We start from the raw sequence: 24,977 nt of genomic DNA on the forward strand, positions 1-24,977 counted from the left end.
TTTTTTTTACTTGACGTCAAAAATAATTTGACAAGTTTTGAAATAGGGCCTATAATGATTACAACGTCAAAATAATTTTGACAAGTTGAAGGGAGAATATGATGAAGGGTATATTTAAGTTTAAAAGATTTTTAAGATTGTATTTGGCAAATGTGATTTCTAGATTTGGTGACTCTGTAGATGCTATAGCTTTTGCTTACTTAGTATTTCAGTTAACGGGTTCAAAGCTTTTATTAGCTTCTATATTTATTGTCAATGTGATTCCAAATATATTATTTTCTACCTTTGCTGGTGCAGTTGTAGATTTTTATTCAAAGAAGAAAATCATTATACTTGGTGATTTACTCAGAGCCAGCATAGTTCTTGGTGCAGCTTTCTTATACAGGGCTGGTCTATTAGAAACTTGGCACTTATATGTGATGACTTTTCTAAATTCTACGATTGAGTCATTTGTATCGCCATGTAAGTTTGCAACCATTCCTAAACTGATAGATGAGGATTATTATTTACAAGTCAATTCAACATTCCAATCCATTCAAGGCATCGTTGAGCTTTTGGGTCTTGGTATAGCAGGTGGTTTGATTGTCGCGCTTGGCATAGAAGGGGTTATGTTTATTGATGCAGCTACATTTTTAGCATCTGGTTTGATTATTTTAACCGTTGCATTTCCACATGAAGAGAAAAAGCAATTTACCATGGATTCTTACAGAGCATCATACAAAGAAGGTGTTACTTATGTTCTAAAGCATAAGTCTATCTTAGGCTTGATTGTGTCGGCTGCTCTTATAAACTTTTTCTTATCACCATTCAATGCACTTCTACCGGCTTATATAGATGAAGTTCTAAAAATGGGTCCTGAAGGCATCAGTTTTATTTCGGTAGCACTTTCAATTGGTGGTATCCTGGGTGGCATATTAGCGGGTGCCATTGGTAAAAAGGTAGGTCCAAAAGGATTAATCGTATCAGGTCTAGCCTTATTATCAGTCTTCTATGTCGTATTAGGTTTGCCAAACTATGTACCGTTCTTTTCATCACTACTTGTTATAGGTGTTGACGCTGCACTTTTAGCGGCTATGGCTTCACTTGCAGGTGCTGGTTTAAGAACCTTCTTAATGACCAATATTGAAAAAGACAAGCTTGCAAGAGTTGGTGGTGTTATGTCTATGTTCATGATGTGTGCATCACCGCTTGGGGCATTTCTAGCAGGAATCTTTGCTGTCATCATGCCGCTTTCTATGATGATCATCATCTTTGGTTCAATGATTATGTTTGCAGTCTTGATTCCGTTCTTTACGCTTAAGGAGAACAAGGGGCTTTCGGCCAACGAGGCAGCATAGTTTTCTAGTAGAAACTATGATAGAATGGTTCTAGGAGCTTATTATGAAAAGAATACTAGAATTAAAAACAATTAAAGATATAAGAACCATGACAGATCCATATAGATTAGAGATCCTGAGAATCTTTCAAAGAAACGAACCTGAATCGATGACGGTTAAGGACATTGCTCGAGAAATGGATGAACCTCATGGAAAAGTTTATTATCATGTGAAAAAGATGATAGATATTGGTGCTGTGGAGCTTATAAAAACTGAGAAAATCAACGGCATAGTTGCCAAATATTATAAACTTGCCTTTGATGAAATGTCATCCAGCCATAAAAACAATCAATTAGACGAACAAGATGATGAGATTAAGAGTGCCTATTCAGATATGATTGGCAATCTTTTTAACAACCATAGGGATATGTTTCTAAACTTCATCAACTCAAAAAATCTTGATGAACGCGACTTTAAGCCAGGTGAAAAGGAGTCGGTTGTTAGGGCTACTGAAGTTTATTTAGACGAAGCTTCTTACGATGAACTGAAAAAGGAACTTGAAAATCTTTTGAACAAGTATACTAAAAAAATCGAAGGTGAAAACTACTTTAGAAAAACGATCTTTGCTTCTGTTTTTTCTACAGATGAAAATGAGCACAAGTAGTTTGTGACGACATAAAAGTATGGGAATTTATGAGAAATATTTGAATTTAAAACATATCTGAGGATATGTTTTTTTTAGTGTCCATTTTTCAAGCCTTTGAGAAGATTTTGCTAGAGTGACTGAGATGAATGCCAAAGTAAATATACGACATAAGCATATGTATTGACGACAAAGGATGATGTTTTCTGATGAATATTGGTGATACTATTTTACAAAGGAGAACATTATGTTATATAGAGAAATCATTGTTAGGTTATTACTTGCAACACTAATTGGAGGCATAATTGGCTACGAGAGAACTGTAAAAAATAGGCCAGCAGGCTTTAGAACCCATATCTTAGTCTGTGTTGGAGCAGCCTTGGTTATGGTCATGCAAGAAGAGATGATGCATAATTTGATTACCCTCTTGCAGTCAGGAACTTTCGATACACAAGCCATCAAACTTGATCTTGGTAGAATGGCCGGTCAAGTCATAACTGGTGTGGGCTTTCTTGGTGCAGGCACCATCATTAGAGACAAGGGTCAAGTTAAAGGTCTAACCACGGCAGCCTCTGTTTGGATAGTCGCTTGTATTGGACTTGCCATTGGTGCTGGTATGTATTTTATAACCCTCACAGCAGTGATTATCGTTATGTTTTCTTTATTTATACTTAAAAAGCTAGAAAGACATTCAACAAAAAAAAGAAGGAAGCGATTAAATGAAAAAGCTATCTCATAATAGAATTATAGATTATTTTCCAACCATAAAAATGAATGCCTCTGAGCCATTTGAAATGCTTGGCATTGGTTATACGGTATTTGAGGAATCAAAACGGTCACCTTCGTTTGATAGAAGGATTCAAGTAGATTTAGATACTTCAATGGTTATAGAGTATGCCCTTTACTGGAACTATGACATTGAACACCTATATGATTTAGAACATATTTGGCTTTATCTAGACCACAGCTATCAAGTGGTCAAGTGCGAAGTGAGTTTTCATGGACAGGTTATCAATGGACTGACTTTAAATAATTATGATGACAATGGACTTTTCTTATATTGTCAGGCAGGTAAACATGCACTTGCACCATCACTAGATGTTTATGAGAACTGGCATAATTATAGGTCTTGTACCAGTGAAACTGTCGGTAAAGATGGTTTCTTAGTGACACCTATTCTAGAAAACATTATGTCTACAAATCATGAAATTGATGAAAAAGTGAAATGGTATATGCAGAAGTTTAAGTTTAAACTCTCTGAAACTTATCATGCCGTGGATATCCCTGAGGTGTTATTTATGCCTTGGACTTATCTTCAACATGAAATACCACTCCTAATAAAAGAAGAGCTGGCAATTATAGATTATCACTTAATGATGAGAAAAGAGGTTGTTTGTGTTTAATGAGTTATCTATGTCCACATCATGGTGTGGCGACAAGTTTAAGTCAGGAAAAGAAATTGTTTCTGCCTATAAAGAAATGGGTTTTAACAAAATTGAGCTTAACTATGCCATCACAAAAGAGATGATAGAAGAAATACTACCTATGGTTGATAAAGGTCAAGTTGAGATTTCTAGTGTCCACCATCCTTTTCCAAAACATAGTGAAAAGCTCTTTGACACAGATTCTCAGATGTTAGGTTTTGAAGACAAAATACTGAGAAACAAGGCCATAGACATGACCAAGCAGTCTATTGACTATGCTCATCTTTTAGGCGCAAAAGCTGTTGTTATTCATCCAAGTGAAGTACCCATTGATTATGAAAATCATCATTATGATGTTTTACTTAAAAACTTATACCGTGAGGGCAAGAAAAACAGCAAAGACTATAAAAATCTTTATAAAGAGATGATTGAACATAGAGACCATTTCAGCCCGAGCTTTGTAAGGAGAACGGCTGACAGTCTTGAAGTCCTTTCTGACTATATACTTAAAAAGAACTATGATGTAAAAATAGGCATTGAAAACAGGGCTATGTGTCACCAAATTCCTGATTTTTATGAGGCTGAATACATACTTTCGAGACTAGAGGATGCACCGGTTCGGTTTTGGTATGATATTGGTCACGGTGTTATGATGGAAAACCTAGGCATGTTCAACAACATGGATGGTTTACAGAAGATACTGTCACGTACCATAGGTATCCATATCCATGATGTCATTGGTGTAAACGACCATTATGCCCCTTATGAGTTTGGCGACTATATAGATATGTATTTGCCATTTATCAAGAAAATCCCTATTAAGGTTTTAGAGATTGGTGCGCTTAGATCCAAAGAAAATGTTATAACAGCTGCAAAAAGAATAGATACATATTTGAAAGAATCCTAGTTGATAGGATTCTTTTCTTTTGGGTAAAAAGTATATGACTTTAGGATAGGTAAAGTCATGGTCAACTTATTAGGATGTTTTGATAAATACAATAATATTGTATAAGTTATAAATATTCTGAAATATTTGAGGAATTATCATAATTCTAAAATGTAGTATTTTCAATGGATTTAGAATGTTATCTTATATGGAACTTGTTTTTATATCTGAGTTTATCAAAACTAAATGAAAAAAAACTACCATAAACTTGAAAGAAAATGAGTAGAAATATTCTGAAGGTTAAGATAAAAACGACATAAAGATATGTGCCTGAGACATGACAATATTTACTTACTACCTTCAAATCGGTACTATTATAGTATGTTAAGTAACATATGCATTATATCGATATAGAATACTTATGACTATAACATGATAATATTAAGGAGGGTTTATGAAGTTAATGAAACAACTATTAATCTTAACGCTAGTATTTGCGTTAACGTTTAGTATGATATCATGTAGCAATAATAATGAAACAAACACTGGTGATGCTGGTGGTAATTCTACAAATGCTGGCAGTGAAGAAGCTGTAGAGTTAACAGAAGAAGTGTTAATGGTTAAAGAAGCACCTATGTTAACTGACTTAGTTGAAAAGGGTGAATTACCTGCACTAGAAAAACGTTTACCTGTAGATGCAATGGTTGAAACAGATGTTCAATCTTTGGGTGAATATGGTGGTTCTGTTGAAATGACTTATAGAGACAGTGGTCACTGGGATTGGGGTCCTTTAACTGAACAGTCTTTATTTAGATTTAAATCTGATGGTTCTGGTCAAGTAGAAGCCAATGTATGTAAGGCTTTCTATCCAAATGAAGATTCAACTGTATGGACCATTGAACTTCGTGAAGGCATGAAATGGTCAGATGGTCAACCATTAACAGCAGATGACTTTGAGTTTTACTACAACCATATGTCAGTACCTGCATTAAATGAAGATCGTTCACCATTAAGTTCAGATGATGAAGCTTATTACAATGCATTTACTTCTAAGCCTTATAGAGCATACTATGTAACGATTGATGGTGTTAACTACTGGGCTGAGTTTGAAAAGATTGACGATTACAAATACACGATGACATTTGCCGCACCTAAGCCTGATTTCCCTGAATCAGTTGCTATCGATAATAAGTGGGCAGTTGCTCCAAAGCATTTCTTCAAACAAATCGTTTCTAGAAAAGATGGTGTAACAGATGATGCGTCTTTCCCATTTATTACTGAAGAAGAGGCTGTGGCAAATGCAAATAGCATCTTAGGAAAAGAATATGATTCATATTCAACCATGGGTAAGAAAACAGGTTATTACAACTGGGATCATTATCAAATTCCTCAATTAAGATCATTTATAGCGACAGAAAACAACTGGAACAAGGTTGGTGAAACTTATAAATTAGTAAGAAATCCATATTTCTTTAAAACAGACAGTGAAGGTAGACAACTACCTTATTTAGATGCTATCAATGTAGCTGTAATCAATGAACAAGATCAAGTTGTTCTTAAAGCGATTGCTGGCGAGTTAGACGTTTATGAAATTCAACCTGCTGACTTCTCTACAATTGCATCATCAACAAAAGATACACATAGGATTTCTTCAAATAACAGTGCTGAGTGGGGAGACTTTGTACTTTCATTAAATCAGACTGTTAAAGATGAAGACAAGAGAGCTTTATTCCAATCAAAAGACTTTAGACAAGCATTATCAATTGCTGTAGATAGAGAACTTTTAAATGCAACTTTAAGAAACAATCAAGCAGACCCAAGACAGTTATCACCTGCTGAAGGTATGTTGGGTTATGATGCTGATTGGGCAAGTAAGTGGACTGAGTACGATGTAGCTAAGGCTAACTCGATCTTAGATGGCTTAACGGAAGCCTGGGATAAAACTGAAGGTACTTATAGAAAAATGAAGGGTACTGATAAAGACGTTGAGCTTGCGATTACAATCTCTGAAAGAGAAATGGAGTTAAATGGTGACTATATTGGCTTGTTAACTTCAGCTTATAAGCAAATTGGTATTAAAGTAATTGATCAAGTTCAATCAGATGTTGCACAGTTAATCCTTGCAAACGAACATGAAGTTACATTAGATAGACCATCAAGTGTATCACCTGCACTTAGACCAGACTCAATGCTTCCAATGAGAAACTACATGGGTTGGTATGGTGCATACGGTAAATGGTATGAGGACAATAAATCTACTGAAAACGGTGGCGTTGAACCAAGTGGCGACATGTTAGCCTTAGTTGAAGCATACGATGCAATCAGAGCTGCAGCTGGTCCTGAAAGAACTGCTATTGTAGAAGAAAATGTTAACAAGATTTATGAACTTCATAAAGACAATGTATGGGTAATTGGTTTCTTATCAGCTCCTAAGAGAAGGTTCTTAGTAGCAAATGATTTAAAGAACTTCCCAGATAACATGGCTTTCAATGATGAGTATAGATGGGTAAATATCTTTAGACCAGAACAATGGTATAAAGTAAGTAAATAATAACTAAGAATGGATTAGCTGACCTAGGTTAGCTAATTCATTTGTATAAGAAGATTAGGCAGAAGGTGTTTAGAATGGCAAAATTTATATTTAAAAGGTTGTTGATGTCAGTTGTGACCTTGTTTCTAATATCATTTGTTGTATTTGTTATCATCCAGTTACCACCAGGTGACTTTGTTGATACCATGGTAACCAACATGATTGCAGAAGGTGAACAGGTGACAGAAGCAGATGTCTTGTTGTTAAAAGAGAACTACGGTTTAAACAGACCTGTATATGTTCAGTATTTTCACTGGATATCAGGTATTTTACAAGGAGACTGGGGAACTTCATTCCACTATAATCAAGGTGTTTTAAAGCAGATTTCTTTAACGCTAGGCAATACTATTATGTTGTCATTCTTTACAATGCTTTTTACCTATATCGTATCTATTCCAATTGCTATTTATGCTGCCAAGCATCAATATTCGATTGGCGATTATATCTTTACATTTATAGGCTTCATTGGTATGGCAATTCCGAGTTTTCTCTTTGCCATACTCCTTATGTATGCTTCTTATAAATGGTTTGGAAAACCGATTATGGGCTTTCCAGATGTGCCGGTTACAGACTTTGAGTCATTAGGTTTATTTATTAAGTCATTGTCTATTCCGATTATAGTAATTGGTTTAGGTGGTACTTGCGGTTTGATCCGTTCTATCAGAGCACAGATGCTGGATGAACAAGAAAAACCTTACGTTTTAGCCACAAGAGCAAAAGGTGTTAGTGAAAATGTCATCACTTACAAGTACGCAATGAGATCGGTATTAAATCCAATTGTTTCAGGTCTAGGACCTATGATTTCTAAAATCTTCACAGGTTCTACTATTGTTGCCATTGTTTTAATGCTTCCAACGAATGGACCTGTACTTTTAAAAGCACTTCAATCACAAGACGTTATGTTATCTGGTGGTATCCTTTTAATATCAGCTACATTGGTTGTGTTAGGTACATTACTTTCAGATATTCTATTAGTTGTCCTTGATCCGAGAATTAAGCAAATGGAGGATGAAAAGTAATGATATCTATTAATCAAGTATTTGATTCAGAATTAAGAAAACAGAAAAAAGAAGAAAAAAAGCGTATCAAAGAAGAAAAATACTACTTGGCCTCACAATGGCAGTTAATGGGGAGAAAACTTCTAAAACATAAGCTTGCTGTGATGAGTATGATTGTTTTGGCCATCATGTACTTAGGTGTTATATTCGCAGGTTTTATAGCGCCTCAAGGATTAGAGGATTTTTCAGCGACTTATTCTAATGCTGAGCCTTCAAAACTTCATTTTGTTCATGAAGGAGAGTTTATCGGTCCATTTGTTTATGGTTCTAAGATTGCTTATGACGAGTATGAAATGAAGTACTTTGAAGAAGATACTTCTAAGCCTTACAAGATAGACTTCTTTGTTAAGGGGGTAGAATATAAGATTTTAGGCTTTATAAAGAGTGATGTTCATCTATTTGGTGTGGACAATTCTGACTTAGAAGAAGGTCAGGATCCAGTAGCCCTGTTCTTATTTGGTGCAGACCAACTTGGAAGAGACTTGTTTTCTAGAATACTTTTAGGTTCTCAAGTGTCTTTAACAGTACCACTAGTGGGAACCATGATTTCCTTTGTGCTTGCACTTGTTATTGGTGGTATATCGGGTTACTACGGTGGCAAAATTGATACAGTCATTCAAAGAATCATTGAAGTCTTGATTTCTTTTCCAACCTTGCCATTATGGATGGCCTTATCAGCTGCAATTCCAGCAGGTCTTCCTATCAGCCAGGTCTACTTTATGATTACAATTATTATGTCCTTGGTTTCTTGGCCTTGGCTTGCAAGAACTGTTAGATCTAAATTCTTATCACTAAAGAATGATGACTATGTACTTGCTGCAACACTATTTGGTGTCAGTGATTTTAAAATCATCGTACGTCATTTGATTCCTGGCTTTATGTCTTACTTAATTGTCCAGTTGACATTAAATATACCAACTATGATTCTTGGTGAAACATCTATGTCATTTTTAGGTTTAGGTATGCGTGCGCCTGCTACGTCTTGGGGTGTACTATTACAGGAATGTCAATCTATTCCGAATATCGCCAACCATCCATGGAAGCTGATTCCTGTTTTATTTGTTATCGTAACAGTTTTAGCATTCAACTTTTTAGGTGATGGTCTTAGAGATTCGGCTGACCCATATAAGTAAGGAGCAAATCATGAGTAAAGTTAAAAAGCCGGTTCTTGACATTAAGAACCTGGCAGTTGAAATAAAATTAGATGAGGGCCTTTTGACACCTGTAAGGGGCGTGAGCTTTTCCATAGGAGAAGAAGAAACATTAGGCCTGGTAGGTGAATCGGGCTGCGGTAAATCTTTGACCTCAAAGTCCATACTGGGTATTAACAGTAAGAAGATTGTCAGATCGGGTCAGATTCTTTATACAAATGATAAAGATGAGACCATTGATTTACTTGCTTTTAAGCGTACTAGTAAGGCCTTAAGAGCCATTAGAGGGAAGGAAGTATCAATGATCTTCCAAGAGCCTATGACATCTTTCTCACCACTTTTTACAGTGGGTAATCAAATTTCTGAAGCAGTTAGGCTTCATATTACAAAGGATAGGAAACAAGCGAGAGAGCTTTCAGTTAAAATGATGGAACGTGTTGGTATTGCAGATGCTGACAAGCGTTTTGACCAGTATCCTCATGAGTTTTCTGGCGGTATGCTTCAAAGAGCTTTGATTGCAACTTCTCTTATATGTAATCCAAGACTCTTAATTGCTGATGAGCCGACAACTGCTTTAGATGTGACCATACAAGCTCAGATTCTAGAACTTATGAAAGAGCTACAAGTGGAGTATAAGATGTCTATTTTATACATCACACATGACCTGGGTACAGTAGCTGCTGTGTGTGACAGAGTTGCTGTCATGTATCTAGGACGAATTGTAGAAACTGCATCGTGTAAAGACATCTTTAACAATCCTTTACACCCATACACAAGAGGACTTATTGGTTCTGTTCATAAGATCGGTTCTGCTAAAGAAGAACTGTTCTCCATTGAGGGGACGGTACCTCTGGCGATGAATCTTGAGGACAAATGTTCATTCTATGACAGATGTACCAGTCGTGATGAAAAAATGTGTTCAGGTAAAGAACCGGCCTTAGTAGAAGTTAGAAAAGATCATTTTGTTGCTTGTTATGTGGCAGAACAGATGAAGGATAAGTAGGTGATAAAATGTCAGATGTGATTTTAAATGTTAAAGATTTAGTCAAAATATTTGAAGGCAAAAAAACATCCGTTAAGGCCGTTAATGGTGTCAGTTTTCAAGTGAAAAAAGGTGAAACCGTTGGTGTTGTAGGAGAATCGGGTTGCGGAAAATCGACCTTAGGCAGGTGTATTGTTAACGCCCACCAGCCGACAGCAGGTGATATTCACTATAAGGCAACAACAGGTATAGAACATAATTTGGCTGTTTTAGACAAGAAGGCCTTAAAGAGTTTAAGAAAAGAAATCCAGTTTATATTTCAAGATCCTTACTCGTCTTTAAATCCAAGATTGACTGTTTTTGATATAATCTCAGAGCCGCTAAGAGCCAATGGTAAGTTTACCAAAGAAGAGATAGAGTCTCGTGTAACAGAAATGGCAGGTAAAGTAGGTTTAAACACTTCTTATTTAAAAAGATATCCTCATGCCTTTTCTGGGGGTCAAAGACAGAGAATTGGTATAGCAAGAGCCCTAGTGCTTTATCCGCAGCTTATTGTATGTGATGAATCCGTTTCTGCACTAGATGTATCTGTTCAGGCACAGGTTATTAACCTACTAAAGAAACTTCAGACTGAACTGGATTTAACTTATATATTTATCAGTCATGACTTATCTGTTGTGGAGTATATTTCAGATAAGATTATCGTGATGTACCTTGGTCAGATTATGGAGCATACAACAACTGAAAAGCTCTTTAACTCACCTAAACATCCTTATACAGAAGCTTTACTATCAGCTGTACCTATTGCTGATCCAAATATTGAATTTAAAAGAATACCTCTAGAAGGCGATGTACCGAATCCATCCAATCCTCCTAGTGGGTGTTTGTTCCATACACGTTGCAACTATTGTGTGGATAAATGTAAAACTGATACAGTACCTCTTGTTGAGTTAGAGGAAAATCATTTTGTAGCATGTCATAGAGCAAAGGAACTGAAATTGAGAGGTATTATATAGTGGAAAAGATAATTGTTTTTATCGATAGTGGAGACACTTTGGTAGAAGAAAAAACAGAAGTTTATGAAGGCCAGACAGAACTGGTTTTATCTGCAGATTTAAGGCCTGGTGCCAAAGAGCTTATTGAAAGGCTTAAAAAAAGAGGCAATCCTGTTATTATGGTTGCAGATGGCTTAAGACAGTCATTTATCAATGTTCATACACAACATGGGATTTATGATTTGTATGATGGTCATATCTATTCAGAAGATGTTGGTGTCCATAAACCTGACAAGCGTATGTTTCAAGCGGCACTTGATGTTTGTAACTTGACAGAAAATGATGTAAAAAAAATTATCATGGTCGGTAACAACCTTTCAAGGGATGTTAAGGGTGCCAATGAAATGGGAATTACAAGCGTCTTTATGTCCTGGACAGACCGTTATCCTAAAGAGCCAGTCGACCAAAGTGAAAAACCTGATTATACAATAGTAGAACCACTGGAATTACTTGATTTAATAGATAAACTAGAAAAATCTTTGTAGGGGGCACAATTTGATATGAAGTCAGAACGATGTTATGATGAAACTATAGATAGTTTAATAGAAGATGGGAAAGGATACTTGATGTTAGGAAACAATCACATCATCATCAGTACACGTTCGACCATAAATATCTCCCTTTGCATATACTATTGTGGTTCTGAAGAAACTAAACCTGGCGCGGTCTGGGGTCCTAAGGTACTTGATCACTTTGTGCTTTATTATGTCTACGAGGGATCGGGGACCATTACTGTAAAAGATAAGACTTTTGATGTAAAAAAAGGACAGGGATTTTTAATACCTAAAAATGCACTGACCAGTTATAAATCAGATGAGAATAACCCTTTGAAGTTGGTTTGGGTAGGTTTTTATGGCTTTTTAGCTGAGCTTTATTTACTAAGAGCAGGTCTCAGTGAAACAACCCCTATTTTTGACTACCATGCGGATGATTTCTTCTTAGATCATTTTAAAGAAATGATAGAGGTATCTAAAAGAGGTTATAACAGATACTGTAGGATGATGTCCATTCTTTATAGCATGATGTCTAAACTTTTAGATATTGCCAGTGAGCAGCAAGAGGGTGAGTTTAAAGAATCTGTTGAGCTCTATTTAAGAAGAGCACTTGAGTTTATAGAAATGAATTATCAATCTAAACTTACCATTGAAAACCTTTCAAAACACGTAGGTCTAGATAGAAAGTATTTGTACAGTATATTTAAGAAACATGTAGGAGAATCTCCTCAAGAATACTTGATCAACTACCGTATGACCATGGCTAGAAATCTACTTGAGAATTCTACCTTGTCCATATCCAATATTGCACACTCTGTAGGTTATTCAAATCCATTTCATTTTTCAAAGATATTTAAAAATCTAAGTGGTGTGTCACCATCTGCCTATAGAGATGATTTCAAGTTATCTCATGAATCTGATGAATCTTATGACGGTATTGAAAACAATGAAGAACTTAAGAGGATCATCAAGGAAAAAGAAGACCAAATCAAACAACTTAATAATAAAATTGATGAACTGAAAAGTGTCATAATAAACTCATAACCTTGTCTTAGACAAGGTTATATTTTTATCTTGATATACTCTTTTGGTGTTATGTTATGAATCTTTTTAAAGGACTTGTTAAAGGTAGAAACCTGATTAAATCCACACCTTGAAGAGATTTCTGTGATTGTTAAGTCTGTTGTAATCAGTAAAGTACAGGCTTTTTTTATTCTTATATGGGTAAGATAAGCCATGGGTGATAGACCATAATACTTTTTAAAGAACCTTGAGAAGTAGGATGGATTCATATGCATGATGCCAGCCAGATCATCTAAAGAAATATTATCGAAGTAGTGAGACTTCATATACTCAATGACCTTATGGGAACCATGAATGGACTTTGCTGATATGGGCTCGCCATTTTGGTTCAAGGTCTTACAGTGTCTACCGAGTAGGACCAAGATTTCCATAAATCTTGCCTTGATCATCAATTGATAGCCAGACTCTTTATTCATGAACTCTTCATGGATATCATCCAGTATCTTTTTTATATGATCATTGACATGGGATGAAATCCTATTTTCAAAATCCTCATGGCGGTTTAAAAAAATTGACAGATAGTTTTTATCGAAATCTTGATCAATAGACTCGTAAATCAAAGTTGGTTCAAAGTGAATAACCTCATTGATGACCTCGTTATCGTAAGGAACTGTAAGACCATGTGTGTCTCTGTTATTAAAGATGAAGATATCTCCAGGCTCTGCAGGATACTCTTTACCGTTTATAATATAGACCCCTTTACCTTGCCTGATCATTGATATTTCAAAGTAGTGATGGCTGTGATAATGTTCATTATTACGAAAGGCTTTTAGCCTGTCTCTAGAATGAAAAAAGTAGGTCATGTTGCCAAATTGTATATTATTACTCATAGGTCACCTCTAGATAAGTATATCACGAACAAAGGTAAAATAAGGACAAAAGTAGGTAAAATAAAGAAAAGTAAAGCTGAATAATAAGGTCTAAAATAGACTTAGGAGGACAAGTTATGTTTAATAAAAGAATAGAGTTTAAACACCAGCCGGTAGCCAATCCTGAGAATGTTATTAGAGCTGGTCAGGTAAGATTTACAGTTATCACAGACAGACTTATTAGAATGGAACACAGTAGAAAGGGACAATTTAGAGACCTATCCACTCAGACATTTATTCATAGAGATTTGGGTAAGGTTGACTTCAAGTTGACTCAAACCGAAGACCATATCACCATCGATACGGGTGCTTTGCTTCTAAACTACCGCATCAATGAAATTGGTTTTACAATTGATACCTTAAGCGTAGAAGTAAAAGCAACTGGTAAAACATGGACTTATAGCCGTGAGGGTTCAAACTTAAAAGGGACCATTAGAACTTTAGATGGGACGGACGGTGCTCAAAGATTAGACGATGGTCTTATGTCAAGAGATGGCTATGCCTTAGTAGACGATACAAGCTCATTTATCTTTACTGAAGATCACTGGATGAAGCAAGAGCACTTTGAATCAGGTTCATACGAAGACTTGTATCTATTTGGATATGGTATCGATTACAAAGCGTGCCTTGTAGACTTTACAAAGGTTGCTGGTCAAGTACCTATGCTTCCAAGGTGGACCATGGGTAATTGGTGGTCAAGATACTGGAGATACACACAAGATGAACTTATCGACTTAATGGATCAGTTTAAAGAAAAAGAAATTCCCTTATCGGTATGCATCGTAGATATGGACTGGCACATTACAGATGTCAATAAGTCTGGTACAGCACCTGCTTCAAGTAATTTCTTGGGGTGGACAGGTTATACATGGGAAGAAAAGTATTTCCCACAGCCAGATAGATTCTTCAAAGAGCTTAGACAAAGAGGTTTAAAAACAGCATTAAATCTTCATCCAGCAGATGGTTTATGGCCTCATGAAAGCATGTATAATGAAATGGCTGACTTTATGGGACAAGATTCTAAAGCTTTAAAGCCAATCCACTTTAACATAACAGATAAGAGATTTGCTGAAGGCTACTTTGATATCATGCATCATCCACATGAAGACATGGGTGTAGACTTTTGGTGGATGGATTGGCAGCAAGGCACTAAGACCAAGTATTCAGATATAGATCCATTATTTGTCTTAAATCATCTTCATTTCTTAGATATGGGAAGAGACAATAAGAGACCATTTATATTTTCAAGATGGGGTGGTCTTGGTAATCATAGATATCCTATTGGTTTTTCTGGTGATGCTGCAGCGACTTGGGAGACCTTAGCTTTCCAACCATATTTAACTGCAACAGCTGCCAATGTGGCATACGGCTGGTGGAGTCATGATATCGGTGGTCATCACCATAGTTTTGATGATGGTGAGTTATATGCTAGATGGGTACAGTTCGGTGTTTTTTCACCTATGATGAGACTGCATTCAACAAATAACATCTTTGAAAAAAGATTGCCGTGGGATTATAAAAAGGAAGCTGAAATCTGTGCAAGTAAGTTTATGAAACTGCGTCACCAGCTGATTCCTTATCTTTATACATTGTCGTATAAAAACTACAAGACAGGTATTCCTGGATTTTTACCAATGTATTATGAACATCCAGATCAAGATGAAGCTTATCACTACGGCAACCAATATTATTTTGGTGACTTAATTGTAAGTCCTTTTGTAAAAAAAGCGGATGAACATACCAAGTTATCAAGACAAAGTGTATGGTTACCTGAAGGCGACTGGTATGATTTCTTTACTGGTCATTATTATGCAGGCAGTGAACACTATGGCGTCTACGGTGACCTATGTGATATGCCTGTCTTTGCAAAATCAGGTACCATTGTACCACTCGGTCATGAAGTTCCTTGGGGTGGTATTGATAATCCAAAAGAGATGCATGTAAAGATCTTTGCAGGAAGTGGTTCTTATGAGCTTTATGAAGATGATGGCGATAGTAAAGATTATTTAAAGGGGTCAGGTGTTGTTACAAGATTTGAACAAACCTATGATGGCAGTAAACTGACTGTAAAAGTTTTACCTGTTTCAGATCCTAACAAGCTTATTCCTGAAACAAGAGATTTTACATTTGAGATTTTAGGCATCGAAGAGACAATAATCATAGAAAAGAGACAAGTCTCAACTTCAGAAGGTTGTACATTTGAAGTAACTTGTCAGCAGAGTAAAAATGCTTATAAAAGAAGAAAAGAAGATCTTGATAAGGTATTATTAAGTGCTTATATAGACTCTAATAGAAAAAGAGATTTATGGGATATCAGAGAGACTTTCTTGGAAGATGCTACTATTTTAGGATCTTATTACATAGAGTCTTACCTGCCTGATTCAGTGTTAACCGCCATCTTAGAAACGGTTAATGGTAAATCGATTTATAGAATGAAATAATAGTAAAAGCAGACTTAAAAATGAGTCTGCTTTTATTAGTGTTTTGAAAACAAAGTTTTAATATGTAAGGGAGACACTTCACACACGTTGAGAAGGTTGTATAGCTCAAACTAGCGTTGTAAATGAAAATGTGATGCAGAACCAAGTTTTGACATTATGATAAAAGAGGTTTATAATTAAAGTGTAATACAAAGTATTACTCGATGGAGGTGAGAGAAATGAGTACTGTTTCATTACGTTTAAATAAAAAGGATGATACATTAATAAGGAAATATGCTGAGCTACATAATATGGATTTATCAACATTTATCAGACAAGCTGTAATAGAGAAAATCGAAGAAGAATACGATTTGACTCTTTTCAACAAAGTCTGGGAAGAAGAAAAAGATCAAGAAAGAATTTCACATGAAGACGTTAAGAAAGAACTGGGATTATGATATATAAAGTCGAGTATACTAAAACTGCCTTAAGCCAGCTAAAGAAAATAGATAAAAAAATTGCAAGTTTTATTGTTGCTTACATCGAAGATAAATTAGTTGATTGTGATAATCCAAGAAGATATGGTAAAGCGCTGAAAGGTAATTTAAATGATAAATGGCGATATAGAGTTGGAGACTATCGAATACTTGCTAAGATTGAAGATGATATTGTTGTGATTACAGTCGTAGAGGTTGGACATAGGAGAGATATATACGAGAAATAAGTATCTGCGACCAAGTTACAGTACATGTGGAAGTCATATTGGGACCACATTGAAATAGATCTATAAAGTAGGAACGACTGAAATATTGTTGATTTGATATGGAAAGATACTTGATAATTTCAGGTATCTTTTTTGATATGTGCCGGCCGTAGTACTAGTATAGGTGGAAGCCATGAGCCTATGAATGATAACTTGATTCAGCTAATTTTTTAGGTTATATTTATTTTAAAGATATAAGTAAAGAAATGATGGAGGGGAAAATGATAGAATCAAGATGTGGTATTGTATGTTCTGATTGTGAGTATAAAGAGAAAATGAATTGTGGTGGATGTATAAGTATTGAAAATCCATTTTGGGGAACATGTGATGTAAAGGCATGCTGTGAAAAAAAGAATCTTGATAATTGTGGTATGTGCGGTGATTTTCCCTGTGATTTGCTTAATAAATTCTCTTATGATGAACAAGAAGGTGATGATGGTATGAGAGTTGAACAATGTAAAAAATGGTGTGATTTAGCATAATCGTTCTGTTAGTCTATTTAGATTTTGTTTAATTATGAGAGCTATATAATAAAGGGGCATTCAGAAAATGCTATTTCTCGAATGCCCCATTACTATATTTCTAATAAATCCATACTTTGTCTGAAACAAGTTGGTGTTTTACCGACTTGTTTTTTAAATGCCTTTGAGAAGGTGTATGCGTCTTTATAACCAACGGAAGAGGCAACTTCTACTATTTTGAGGTCACTTTTTAACAAGAGGTACTTGGCCTTTTCTATCCTGTAATCTATTAAGTAAGCCTGGGCCGATACACCGTAAACCTGCTTAAATATTCTTGAGAAATAAGACCTGTCTAAGTTGAGATATTCTGCTATCTCCTTGATGCCAACGCCAAGTGAATAGTTCTTTTGCATAAACATAATAGCCTGCTCGCCATACCATTCAGGACTCATTGTATCGTGTTTGGAATACTTAAGCTCAGATAGTCTAGAAAATATGTCGTACAAAAGACTGGTTTGCTTGATCTGATGACTGATAAGTTTAGGATTTAGTGCCAGAAGGCGTGCCAGTATTTGATAGAGGGCGTCATTTTTTTTGAAGTGAATGACTGGACTTTTTTCAAACTCTGTTTCCTTTAAAAGATCATTGATATAATCACCATGAAAACCCACCCAGTAATATGACCAAGGCTGATTTTGATCAGCTTGATAGTAGGTGGTTTGATCAGGTCTGATTAAAAAGGCCTGGTCTTTTTCAATGTGATAGACTTCACTGTCTAGCTTAAAAATACCGGTCCCTTTTATAACAAAATGAATAAGGTAATGATCCCTAATAAAGGGACCAAATGCATAGCCAGACTTACAGTCTTCATAGCCTGCATGGTAGATCTTTATTTGCTTTTCGATGGCTTCACCGGATAATCTAATATTAATCATAATCATGTCACATTTTGACGGTAAATGTGTAACGCTAGTCTATTTAGCTTTCTTACTAATTATCGTAAGATTTAAGTAGGGAAATGTCAAGAAAAAGGAGAAAATGATGATAAATAAAGAAATTCAAATGCTTGAAAATGAAAAGTGGTGGTGTGGATGTATCAGTCATGGTAGTCAAATGCCACTGGATAATAAATCAAATTATGACGTAGATTTATACAATCATGCAACCCATAATCAGGTCATGCCCTTGATGTTGTCAAGTAAGGGGAGGGTCATATGGTCAGATAGTGGTTTTAGATTAAATACTAGTGGTGGCAAGATGTCTTTTGAAAGCCATACAGAAATAGAATTAACAGATACTAGAGGTAACTTGATGACTGCTTATAGAGAGTCTAAAAAGTATAAAAGTTCTGTAGATTTTACCCTGGATGAAACACTTTTTAAGGTACCACAGTATAACTCTTGGATTGAACTTATGTACAATCAGTCTGAAGATGAACTTTTAAAGTATGCCCAGTCTATACTTGATGAGGGTTATGATCCTGGTATATTAATGATTGATGATAATTGGCAAGAAGACTATGGTGTTTGGGAATTTTCAGGCAGTCGTTTTAGAGACCCTAAAGGCATGATAGACAAAATGAAGAAAATGGGATTCAAGGTGATGTTATGGGTGTGTCCTTTTGTCAGCCCTGATTCATTGACATTTAGACAACTGAGAGATAAGGATTACTTTATAAAAAATGCTGATGGCACAACAGCTATCAGGGAGTGGTGGAATGGTTATTCTGCTGTATTGGATTTTACAAATCCTGAAGCCTATAAATGGTTCAAAGAAAAGTTAGATGGCCTAATGGATGACTATGGCGTTGTTGGTTTTAAGTTTGATGCTGGTGATTTATGGAACTACAAAGAAGATGATATCACTTACAAGAAAATCAGTCCCTTGGATCAAGTGAAGCTCTACAGTGAGTTTTGTTCAGAATATGAATATAACGAGCTCCGTACTGGCTTTAAAACTGCAGGCCTGCCTTTGACACAAAGACTATGTGATAAACATCATAACTGGGAATCTGATGGAGTTGGTGGTCTTTTGCCAGATGGCATCTTACAGTCCATGATGGGCTTTGATTACAATTGTCCTGATATGATTGGTGGTGGAGAGTATCTTAACTTTATAGCTTCTAGTCTAGACTTAGATGAAGAACTGGTTGTTAGATACGCACAAATTGCAGCTCTATTTCCAATCATGCAGTTTTCTGTTTCGCCTTGGAGAGTGTTATCAAAGGAAAATAATGACCTCTGTTTACAAGCTGCAAAGATACATCAAAAGTTTGGAGACTATATCATTGAGTCTGTTCATCAGTCTATAAAAGACAATTTACCACTGATGAGGCATATGGCTCTCATGTATCCTGAAAATAATTATGAGCATCTTAATGAACAGTTTATGCTGGGAGATAATCTTCTGGTAGCACCTGTTGTTTCAAGTAAACAGTATAAAAAAACAGTTTATTTTCCTCAAGGAAGATGGACTGGAGATGATGGTTCTATCGTAGAGGGCCCATGTGAAAAAGAGATTCAAGTACCTATTGGCAGACTTGCCTACTATACAAAGTAAAAATGAGTGTGCTAAACTGAAAGTAGGAGAGAACATATGAAACTATCAATTCAGAAAAAATACAGTTTAGCCATCATTTTAGTGGCTTTAATACCTTTAATCATCGTACCGATTATAGGTTATGCCTATACCACAAATGTTATTAGAGAAAAGGTGATCAATCTATCACTTCAGCAAGTCAAGCGTTATGGCAAGGCCTTTGATGAAGTGATGGATGACATCATTGTCGGGTCTAACAGCTTTTCCTTTGACAGTGAAGTTCAAAATTACTTGGCCAATAGAGACATCTACATTAAAAAGCCGCTTGAAGTTTCAAAGAACATAGAATCTAAGATTCATTCCATGCAAACGACCAATTGGTATACCTATGATGTAGAAACTGTGATTGCAGATTCATTTGGTAACATTTACAATACAAACTATTATACACCTATCAGTAAAGAGGTCATAGGTACTTCAGAGTCCTTCCAAAAGATACTTGACGGATCTGAACATTTTATATGGCAAAATGATTGGACTGAAAGTGAAAGTGACCATAGCCTGGTACTTATAAGATCCATCAAAGATGAGTTTTATAACAGTATCGGGCTTATTGGCATTATGGTAAAACCGTCTAAGAATGACCGTCTGGTATCTTTAAATGTCGTTGATGACAATGTCAATCATATTTTTATTCTTGATGATAAAGGACAGATGATCTTAAATGATAGACTTAATCCTGTCGGGAGTGCAAGTGGTATTTATGAAAATATGAAAAATCAGGATTCTGCTATTATTTATGTAGATGATGTTAAATCAGTTGTAACTAAAACAGATATAGAATTAACAAATTGGACCATCTACCAAGTTCAGTCTTATGATGCCATAACTTATGATCTTAAGTCGTATAGAAACTTGACCATTGTTATGAATGGTGTCTTTATCATAGTAGTTTTGGTGGCTTCATTTTTTATGTCGAAAGTCATCACCAAGGCTATTGTAGAACTTAGTCAGGTCATGTCCAAGGTTTCAGAAGGCGATTTAAAGGTTAGGGCAGCAGTAACAGGCAGTGAAGAAATTGAAGCATTAAGTGATAACTTCAATGGTATGGTAGAAAGAATTGAGACTTTGATCAAGAAGGTGGAGGTAGAAACCAAAGCCAAAGAAGAAAAGCACTTTGAAGCCTTACAAGCTCAAATCAATCCGCATTTTTTACTCAACACTTTAAATGGCATCAAATGGCTTGTGGTTATGAAGGATAATCAAAAGGCTGAATCCATGCTTATGGCACTTGGTACATTACTAGAAAGAACTTTAGGTAAGAACAAATCAATTATTACTTTGGAAGATGAACTACAGACTTTAAGATACTATGGAGACATTCAGTCATATAGGTATGGAGAAAGCTTTGAACTAATCTTTGATGTGGACAAGTCTTTAAATCATGTCTTGGTGCCAGCACTTATTCTACAACCTCTTGTAGAAAATTCTATCTTACATGGCTTTACAGGCATGGACAAAAAGGGCATCATTACCATCAAAGCTTATTCTGACAAGGACTATGTTTACTTGCAAGTTATAGACAATGGTCTTGGTATGGACCCTGAGATGTTGGAACTCTATAAGAAAAATATTCAAAACGCCACTCGTATAGGCATCAGAAGTGTTGATGAAAGAATTTCATTATATTATGATGAAACATGTCATTTGATCATAGATTCTTCTCATACAGGCACTCAGATAACACTTAGAATCAGAGATTACTTGGAGGTTTAAATGAAACTATTAATTGTTGAAGATGAGGTCCTTGTTAGAAAAGGACTTGTGATGGGCATTGACTGGCAGTCTATTGGTTTTGAAAAAGTCTACGAAGCTGGTAATGGCCTTGAGGCCTTAGAAGTTATTAAAAATCATAATATTGATCTGATGATTACTGATATTGTTATGCCTAAGATGGATGGTTTAGAGCTTATTAAGATTGTCCATGAATCATTTGACAAGATTGCTGTCGTTGTTTTATCCTGCATAAACGACGTAGAAGCCATTAGAGAGGCTATGAAGTTTAACAGGGCATTAGATTACATTCCGAAACTGTCTATAAGTCCTAATGGCCTTAAAGAAAACATTACTTCACTTTTACAGTCCGTTCAGTTGACTTCAGAAGCTGATCATAAAAAAGTCATGACAACCCACTATTTTATTGAAGATGAGCGTGAATTAGAAAAAGCATTGAAGGGGCATGAAAAACTCTTAAAAGACCACCTTTCCACCATAACGAGTAGAGTTGAATCTCTTGAAGCTTTTCATGACTGGGTAGATATATATGCTTTCTTTAACAGGCAGTTAAAGATCTCGGGTTCATATATGACAGATCTCACTATAGAGGGTATGTCTTGTTATGATTATTTAGACAAGAGTCATTCCATACAAGTCATGACGGATCGTATTCATGAAGTTGCCTTGTTGGTGTCAGAAAAAATCAAATCAAATGAGCAGATGAAATATGGAAAGGATATCTCTAAAGCCATAACATATATTGAAGACCACTATAAGGAGAGTCTGAAATTATCAGATGTAGCCAAACATATTGGCATGAATGAATCCTATTTGTCTTCACTCTTTAAGCAGTCTACAGGTACATCTTTTAGTGATTATCTCAACCATACAAGAATCAAGGCTGCTAAATACATGTTAGAACATACTGATAAGGCTATCTATGAGATTGCATTTGATGTTGGTTACTCAAGTGAGTCTTATTTTTCAAGGATATTTAAATCCAATGAAGGCCTTTCTCCGAATACATATAAGAAAAACTTGTAATAGAGAATGCATTATTCTTTGAACTTTTTTCATTATTTTTGGATGGATGAAAAAGTATCAAAGAATTTTGAAAATTCCTCAAATATCCCTTCATGGCTTATGAGGAAAACGTTATCTATACTTATATGTGAAGGGGGAAACAAAATGAAGAAAAAATTATTAGCACTATTATTATGTTTGACTATGGGTCTTTCTTTAATGGCTTGTAGCGGTACAAATGAACAAGCGACAGAAGGATCTGGTTCCGAAGAACAAGCAGTTACAAAGCTGGTTGTATGGGGCGGTGTACCTGGTGAGTCAGGACCTCAAGACCTAGTGGATGCATTTAATGCAAGTCATACAGATATTCAAGTTGAGTACAATCGTTTTGTAAATGATGACACAGGTAATACCAAACTTGATACTGCCATCATGTCAGGTGAGCAGATTGATGTCTTCTTTACCTATTCGACGGACTTACTTAAAAAACGTGTAAATGGTGGTATGGTAGAGCCTTTGGAATCTTATGGTGTTGTAGACTTTATTAAAGAAAACATCACGACTAATACAGATCATGTTTCAATGATTGATGACAAGTATTATGCACTTCCAACTGTTAAAGAGTTCTTTGGCTTTATGATCAATGAAGACATGCTTTTAGAAAAAGGCGTTGAGATCTCTGATGATTGGACTGTAGATGAGTTTGTTGAAGTGGCAAAAGCCTTAACAGATACTACAGGTGACCAGACTATTTATGGTGTACACCCTTACAGTGGTGGTTTACCACTTAACTTTGCTTTAACTGTATTAGGTGGCGATTCATATTATAAGAATGACGGCAATGAGTCTAACTTTGATTCAAAAGAGTTTGCAGCCAATGCAAGAATTCAGGAGTTGATGGCTGAAGGTTATGCTATGCCGTTTGAAGAAGTATTTGCCCAGAAGTTAGAAATGTATGCACATCCAGCATTTTTAAATGAAGAAGTTGCAATTATGCCTTTCTCAACTTGGATGTTAAGATACGTAAAAGATTTAGAAAACTTCCCACATGACTTTAAGGTGACATTCGCTGCATTCCCAACAACGGAAGCTGGTGTTGATAACAACTTTAGAGCCTACTTGAATAATAATATTTGTATGAACTCAAAGTCAGAAAACAAAGAAGCAGCTTGGGAGTTTATGCAGTACTGGATCACTGAAGGTTCTGAGTACATGCTAAAGGCCGGCAAGATTCCAGCATGGTCAAAGGCAGATACAGCTTTGGTTAGTGAGAAAATACTAGGAGACAATGCTGATACACTATTTAATGCTGAAAGTTATGCACGTGTTGTAATGAATCCTGATAATGCTTATATCGTAGATACAATTACAACAGCTTATCCTCAGATTGTTGAAATATACAAAGAGGAGAGTGAGTTATTCTTCTTAGGTGAAACAACAAAAGATGATTACCTAAAGAATCTTAAATCTCGTGCTGATGACGCTATTAAGGCAGAACAATAAAGACTACACAAGCTGGGGTAACCCAGCTTTTTGAAAGGAGAAAATAGTGAAAAAAAGCATTAAACCGAATAGATGGACACCTTATTTGTTTATTGCACCGAATTTTATTGGCTTTTTAGTATTCATCTTAATACCAGTATTATTCTCTTTACTAATTGCATTTACAGATTTCAATATATTTAAAGGCTTAGAAGGCACAAGTTTTATCGGCTTGAAGAACTTTATGAATATCTTTTCAGATGAATGGTTCAAGGCAGCCTTTTGGAACAATCTATTGTTTGCCCTTGTTACCATACCTTCTATGATCTTTTTATCAGCAGTTCTAGCAACTGTCTTAAATGATAAAGTCCATGGTAAAACCTTGATGAGAGCCATTATATTTATACCTTATATATCAAGTGTGGTTGCAGTAGCAGCGGTCTGGTCGATACTTTATAACCCATCAAATGGTGTGATCAATCAAGCGCTTATGGCCATAGGTATAGAAAATGTGCCAGGTTGGTTAGGATCTTTAGACTGGGCTTTACCGGCTTTAATGATCATAGCGGTTTGGATGGGACTGGGTTACAATACAACGATTTATATGTCAGCCCTACAAGGTATAGATAAGTCTATTTATGAAGCAGCAGATATAGATGGTGCAGGTGGCATTCAAACTTTCTTTAAAATCACTTTACCCATGCTAAAAAACACAAGTTTCTTCTTAGTAATAACCAATATCATAGCATCTTTTCAAGTCTTTGGAACCGTCAATATCATGACTGACGGTGGACCTGGAAAGGCAACAACCGTTTTGGCCCACTATATATATGTAACAGGTTTTAGGTATCATAAGATGGGTTATGCTTCAGCTATGGCTTGGATTCTTCTACTGATCATCTTTGTCGTTACCTTGTCACAGTGGAAGATACAGAAGAAATTTGAAGAGACCATGTAGGAGGC

General features: G+C 35.8%; 23 protein-coding genes. 21 read left to right on the plus strand and 2 right to left on the minus strand.

The features are described from left to right. Nucleotides 1-101 precede the first annotated feature (101 nt). From EZV73_RS13525 to EZV73_RS13580, 12 genes are all read left to right on the plus strand, one after another. On the plus strand, nucleotides 102-1,337 hold the full coding sequence (locus EZV73_RS13525) for an MFS transporter (protein WP_240840868.1): 1,236 nt from the start codon (nucleotides 102-104) through the stop codon (nucleotides 1,335-1,337). Nucleotides 1,338-1,380: 43 nt separating this feature from the next. Then, the gene (locus tag EZV73_RS13530) at nucleotides 1,381-1,980 is read left to right on the plus strand and encodes a helix-turn-helix domain-containing protein (RefSeq protein ID WP_240840869.1); all 600 of its coding nucleotides are present in this window, start codon (nucleotides 1,381-1,383) and stop codon (nucleotides 1,978-1,980) included. A gap of 226 nt (nucleotides 1,981-2,206) precedes the next feature. Next, nucleotides 2,207-2,698 (plus strand): MgtC/SapB family protein, encoded by a 492-nt coding sequence (locus EZV73_RS13535; RefSeq protein ID WP_240840870.1) that lies wholly within the window; start codon nucleotides 2,207-2,209, stop codon nucleotides 2,696-2,698. Continuing rightward, on the plus strand, nucleotides 2,679-3,362 hold the full coding sequence (locus EZV73_RS13540) for a hypothetical protein (protein ID WP_240840871.1): 684 nt from the start codon (nucleotides 2,679-2,681) through the stop codon (nucleotides 3,360-3,362). Before EZV73_RS13535 ends, EZV73_RS13540 begins: the two co-directional genes overlap by 20 nt. Further along, on the plus strand, nucleotides 3,355-4,290 hold the full coding sequence (locus tag EZV73_RS13545) for a sugar phosphate isomerase/epimerase (RefSeq protein ID WP_240840872.1): 936 nt from the start codon (nucleotides 3,355-3,357) through the stop codon (nucleotides 4,288-4,290). The genes EZV73_RS13540 and EZV73_RS13545 overlap by 8 nt, the downstream gene beginning before the upstream one ends. A gap of 433 nt (nucleotides 4,291-4,723) precedes the next feature. Beyond that, complete coding sequence (locus EZV73_RS13550; protein ID WP_240840873.1) at nucleotides 4,724-6,820, plus strand: ABC transporter substrate-binding protein; 2,097 nt, start codon at nucleotides 4,724-4,726, stop codon at nucleotides 6,818-6,820. Nucleotides 6,821-6,894: 74 nt separating this feature from the next. Beyond that, on the plus strand, nucleotides 6,895-7,878 hold the full coding sequence (locus EZV73_RS13555) for an ABC transporter permease (RefSeq protein WP_240840874.1): 984 nt from the start codon (nucleotides 6,895-6,897) through the stop codon (nucleotides 7,876-7,878). Next, nucleotides 7,878-9,050, plus strand: a complete 1,173-nt coding sequence (locus tag EZV73_RS13560) for an ABC transporter permease (protein ID WP_240840875.1) — start codon at nucleotides 7,878-7,880, stop codon at nucleotides 9,048-9,050. The genes EZV73_RS13555 and EZV73_RS13560 overlap by 1 nt, the downstream gene beginning before the upstream one ends. Before the next feature lie 10 nt (nucleotides 9,051-9,060). Next, nucleotides 9,061-10,071 carry an ABC transporter ATP-binding protein gene (locus EZV73_RS13565; protein ID WP_240840876.1) on the plus strand — a complete coding sequence of 337 codons (1,011 nt, stop codon included), beginning with the start codon at nucleotides 9,061-9,063 and terminating at the stop codon, nucleotides 10,069-10,071. A gap of 8 nt (nucleotides 10,072-10,079) precedes the next feature. Continuing rightward, the gene (locus tag EZV73_RS13570) at nucleotides 10,080-11,066 is read left to right on the plus strand and encodes an ABC transporter ATP-binding protein (RefSeq protein WP_240840877.1); all 987 of its coding nucleotides are present in this window, start codon (nucleotides 10,080-10,082) and stop codon (nucleotides 11,064-11,066) included. Then, entirely contained in the window at nucleotides 11,066-11,590 is a 525-nt protein-coding gene (locus tag EZV73_RS13575; protein WP_240840878.1) for an HAD family hydrolase, read from the plus strand. The genes EZV73_RS13570 and EZV73_RS13575 overlap by 1 nt, the downstream gene beginning before the upstream one ends. A gap of 15 nt (nucleotides 11,591-11,605) precedes the next feature. Beyond that, nucleotides 11,606-12,643 carry an AraC family transcriptional regulator gene (locus tag EZV73_RS13580; RefSeq protein WP_240840879.1) on the plus strand — a complete coding sequence of 346 codons (1,038 nt, stop codon included), beginning with the start codon at nucleotides 11,606-11,608 and terminating at the stop codon, nucleotides 12,641-12,643. Between the two features lie 17 nt (nucleotides 12,644-12,660). Here EZV73_RS13580 and EZV73_RS13585 read toward each other — a convergent pair whose 3' ends face one another. Further along, entirely contained in the window at nucleotides 12,661-13,512 is an 852-nt protein-coding gene (locus EZV73_RS13585) for an AraC family transcriptional regulator (RefSeq protein WP_240840880.1), read from the minus strand. A gap of 116 nt (nucleotides 13,513-13,628) precedes the next feature. On the opposite strand from EZV73_RS13585, the gene EZV73_RS13590 reads away from it, so the two are divergent. The 4 genes from EZV73_RS13590 (at nucleotide 13,629) to EZV73_RS13605 (ending at nucleotide 17,216) form a co-directional block, all read left to right on the plus strand. Beyond that, nucleotides 13,629-15,992, plus strand: coding sequence for a TIM-barrel domain-containing protein (locus EZV73_RS13590; protein ID WP_240840881.1), 2,364 nt, complete (start codon nucleotides 13,629-13,631; stop codon nucleotides 15,990-15,992). A 218-nt stretch (nucleotides 15,993-16,210) separates the two neighbouring features. Continuing rightward, nucleotides 16,211-16,429, plus strand: a complete 219-nt coding sequence (gene relB / locus EZV73_RS13595; RefSeq protein ID WP_240840882.1) for a type II toxin-antitoxin system RelB family antitoxin — start codon at nucleotides 16,211-16,213, stop codon at nucleotides 16,427-16,429. Further along, nucleotides 16,426-16,695 carry a type II toxin-antitoxin system RelE/ParE family toxin gene (locus EZV73_RS13600; protein WP_240840883.1) on the plus strand — a complete coding sequence of 90 codons (270 nt, stop codon included), beginning with the start codon at nucleotides 16,426-16,428 and terminating at the stop codon, nucleotides 16,693-16,695. The genes relB and EZV73_RS13600 overlap by 4 nt, the downstream gene beginning before the upstream one ends. Nucleotides 16,696-16,955: 260 nt before the next feature. Continuing rightward, nucleotides 16,956-17,216 carry a DUF3795 domain-containing protein gene (locus tag EZV73_RS13605; protein ID WP_240840884.1) on the plus strand — a complete coding sequence of 87 codons (261 nt, stop codon included), beginning with the start codon at nucleotides 16,956-16,958 and terminating at the stop codon, nucleotides 17,214-17,216. Nucleotides 17,217-17,308: 92 nt separating this feature from the next. Here EZV73_RS13605 and EZV73_RS13610 read toward each other — a convergent pair whose 3' ends face one another. Further along, nucleotides 17,309-18,130, minus strand: coding sequence for an AraC family transcriptional regulator (locus EZV73_RS13610; RefSeq protein WP_240840885.1), 822 nt, complete (start codon nucleotides 18,128-18,130; stop codon nucleotides 17,309-17,311). 106 nt (nucleotides 18,131-18,236) lie between these two features. Here EZV73_RS13610 and EZV73_RS13615 point away from each other — a divergent pair, with 106 nt between their 5' ends. From EZV73_RS13615 to EZV73_RS13635, 5 genes are all read left to right on the plus strand, one after another. Beyond that, on the plus strand, nucleotides 18,237-19,754 hold the full coding sequence (locus EZV73_RS13615) for a glycoside hydrolase family 31 protein (RefSeq protein WP_240840886.1): 1,518 nt from the start codon (nucleotides 18,237-18,239) through the stop codon (nucleotides 19,752-19,754). A gap of 36 nt (nucleotides 19,755-19,790) precedes the next feature. Then, entirely contained in the window at nucleotides 19,791-21,509 is a 1,719-nt protein-coding gene (locus EZV73_RS13620; protein WP_240840887.1) for a sensor histidine kinase, read from the plus strand. Beyond that, nucleotides 21,510-22,553, plus strand: coding sequence for a helix-turn-helix domain-containing protein (locus tag EZV73_RS13625; RefSeq protein WP_240840888.1), 1,044 nt, complete (start codon nucleotides 21,510-21,512; stop codon nucleotides 22,551-22,553). A gap of 144 nt (nucleotides 22,554-22,697) precedes the next feature. Next, nucleotides 22,698-24,035: an ABC transporter substrate-binding protein gene (locus EZV73_RS13630; protein WP_240840889.1), complete on the plus strand. Its 1,338-nt coding sequence runs from the start codon at nucleotides 22,698-22,700 to the stop codon at nucleotides 24,033-24,035. Nucleotides 24,036-24,081: 46 nt separating this feature from the next. Next, complete coding sequence (locus EZV73_RS13635; RefSeq protein ID WP_240840890.1) at nucleotides 24,082-24,972, plus strand: carbohydrate ABC transporter permease; 891 nt, start codon at nucleotides 24,082-24,084, stop codon at nucleotides 24,970-24,972. The last annotated feature ends 5 nt before the right edge of the window (nucleotides 24,973-24,977 follow it).

It is taken from the genome of Acidaminobacter sp. JC074, assembly GCF_022496765.1.
Taxonomy (GTDB): domain Bacteria; phylum Bacillota; class Clostridia; order Peptostreptococcales; family Acidaminobacteraceae; genus JABXKX01.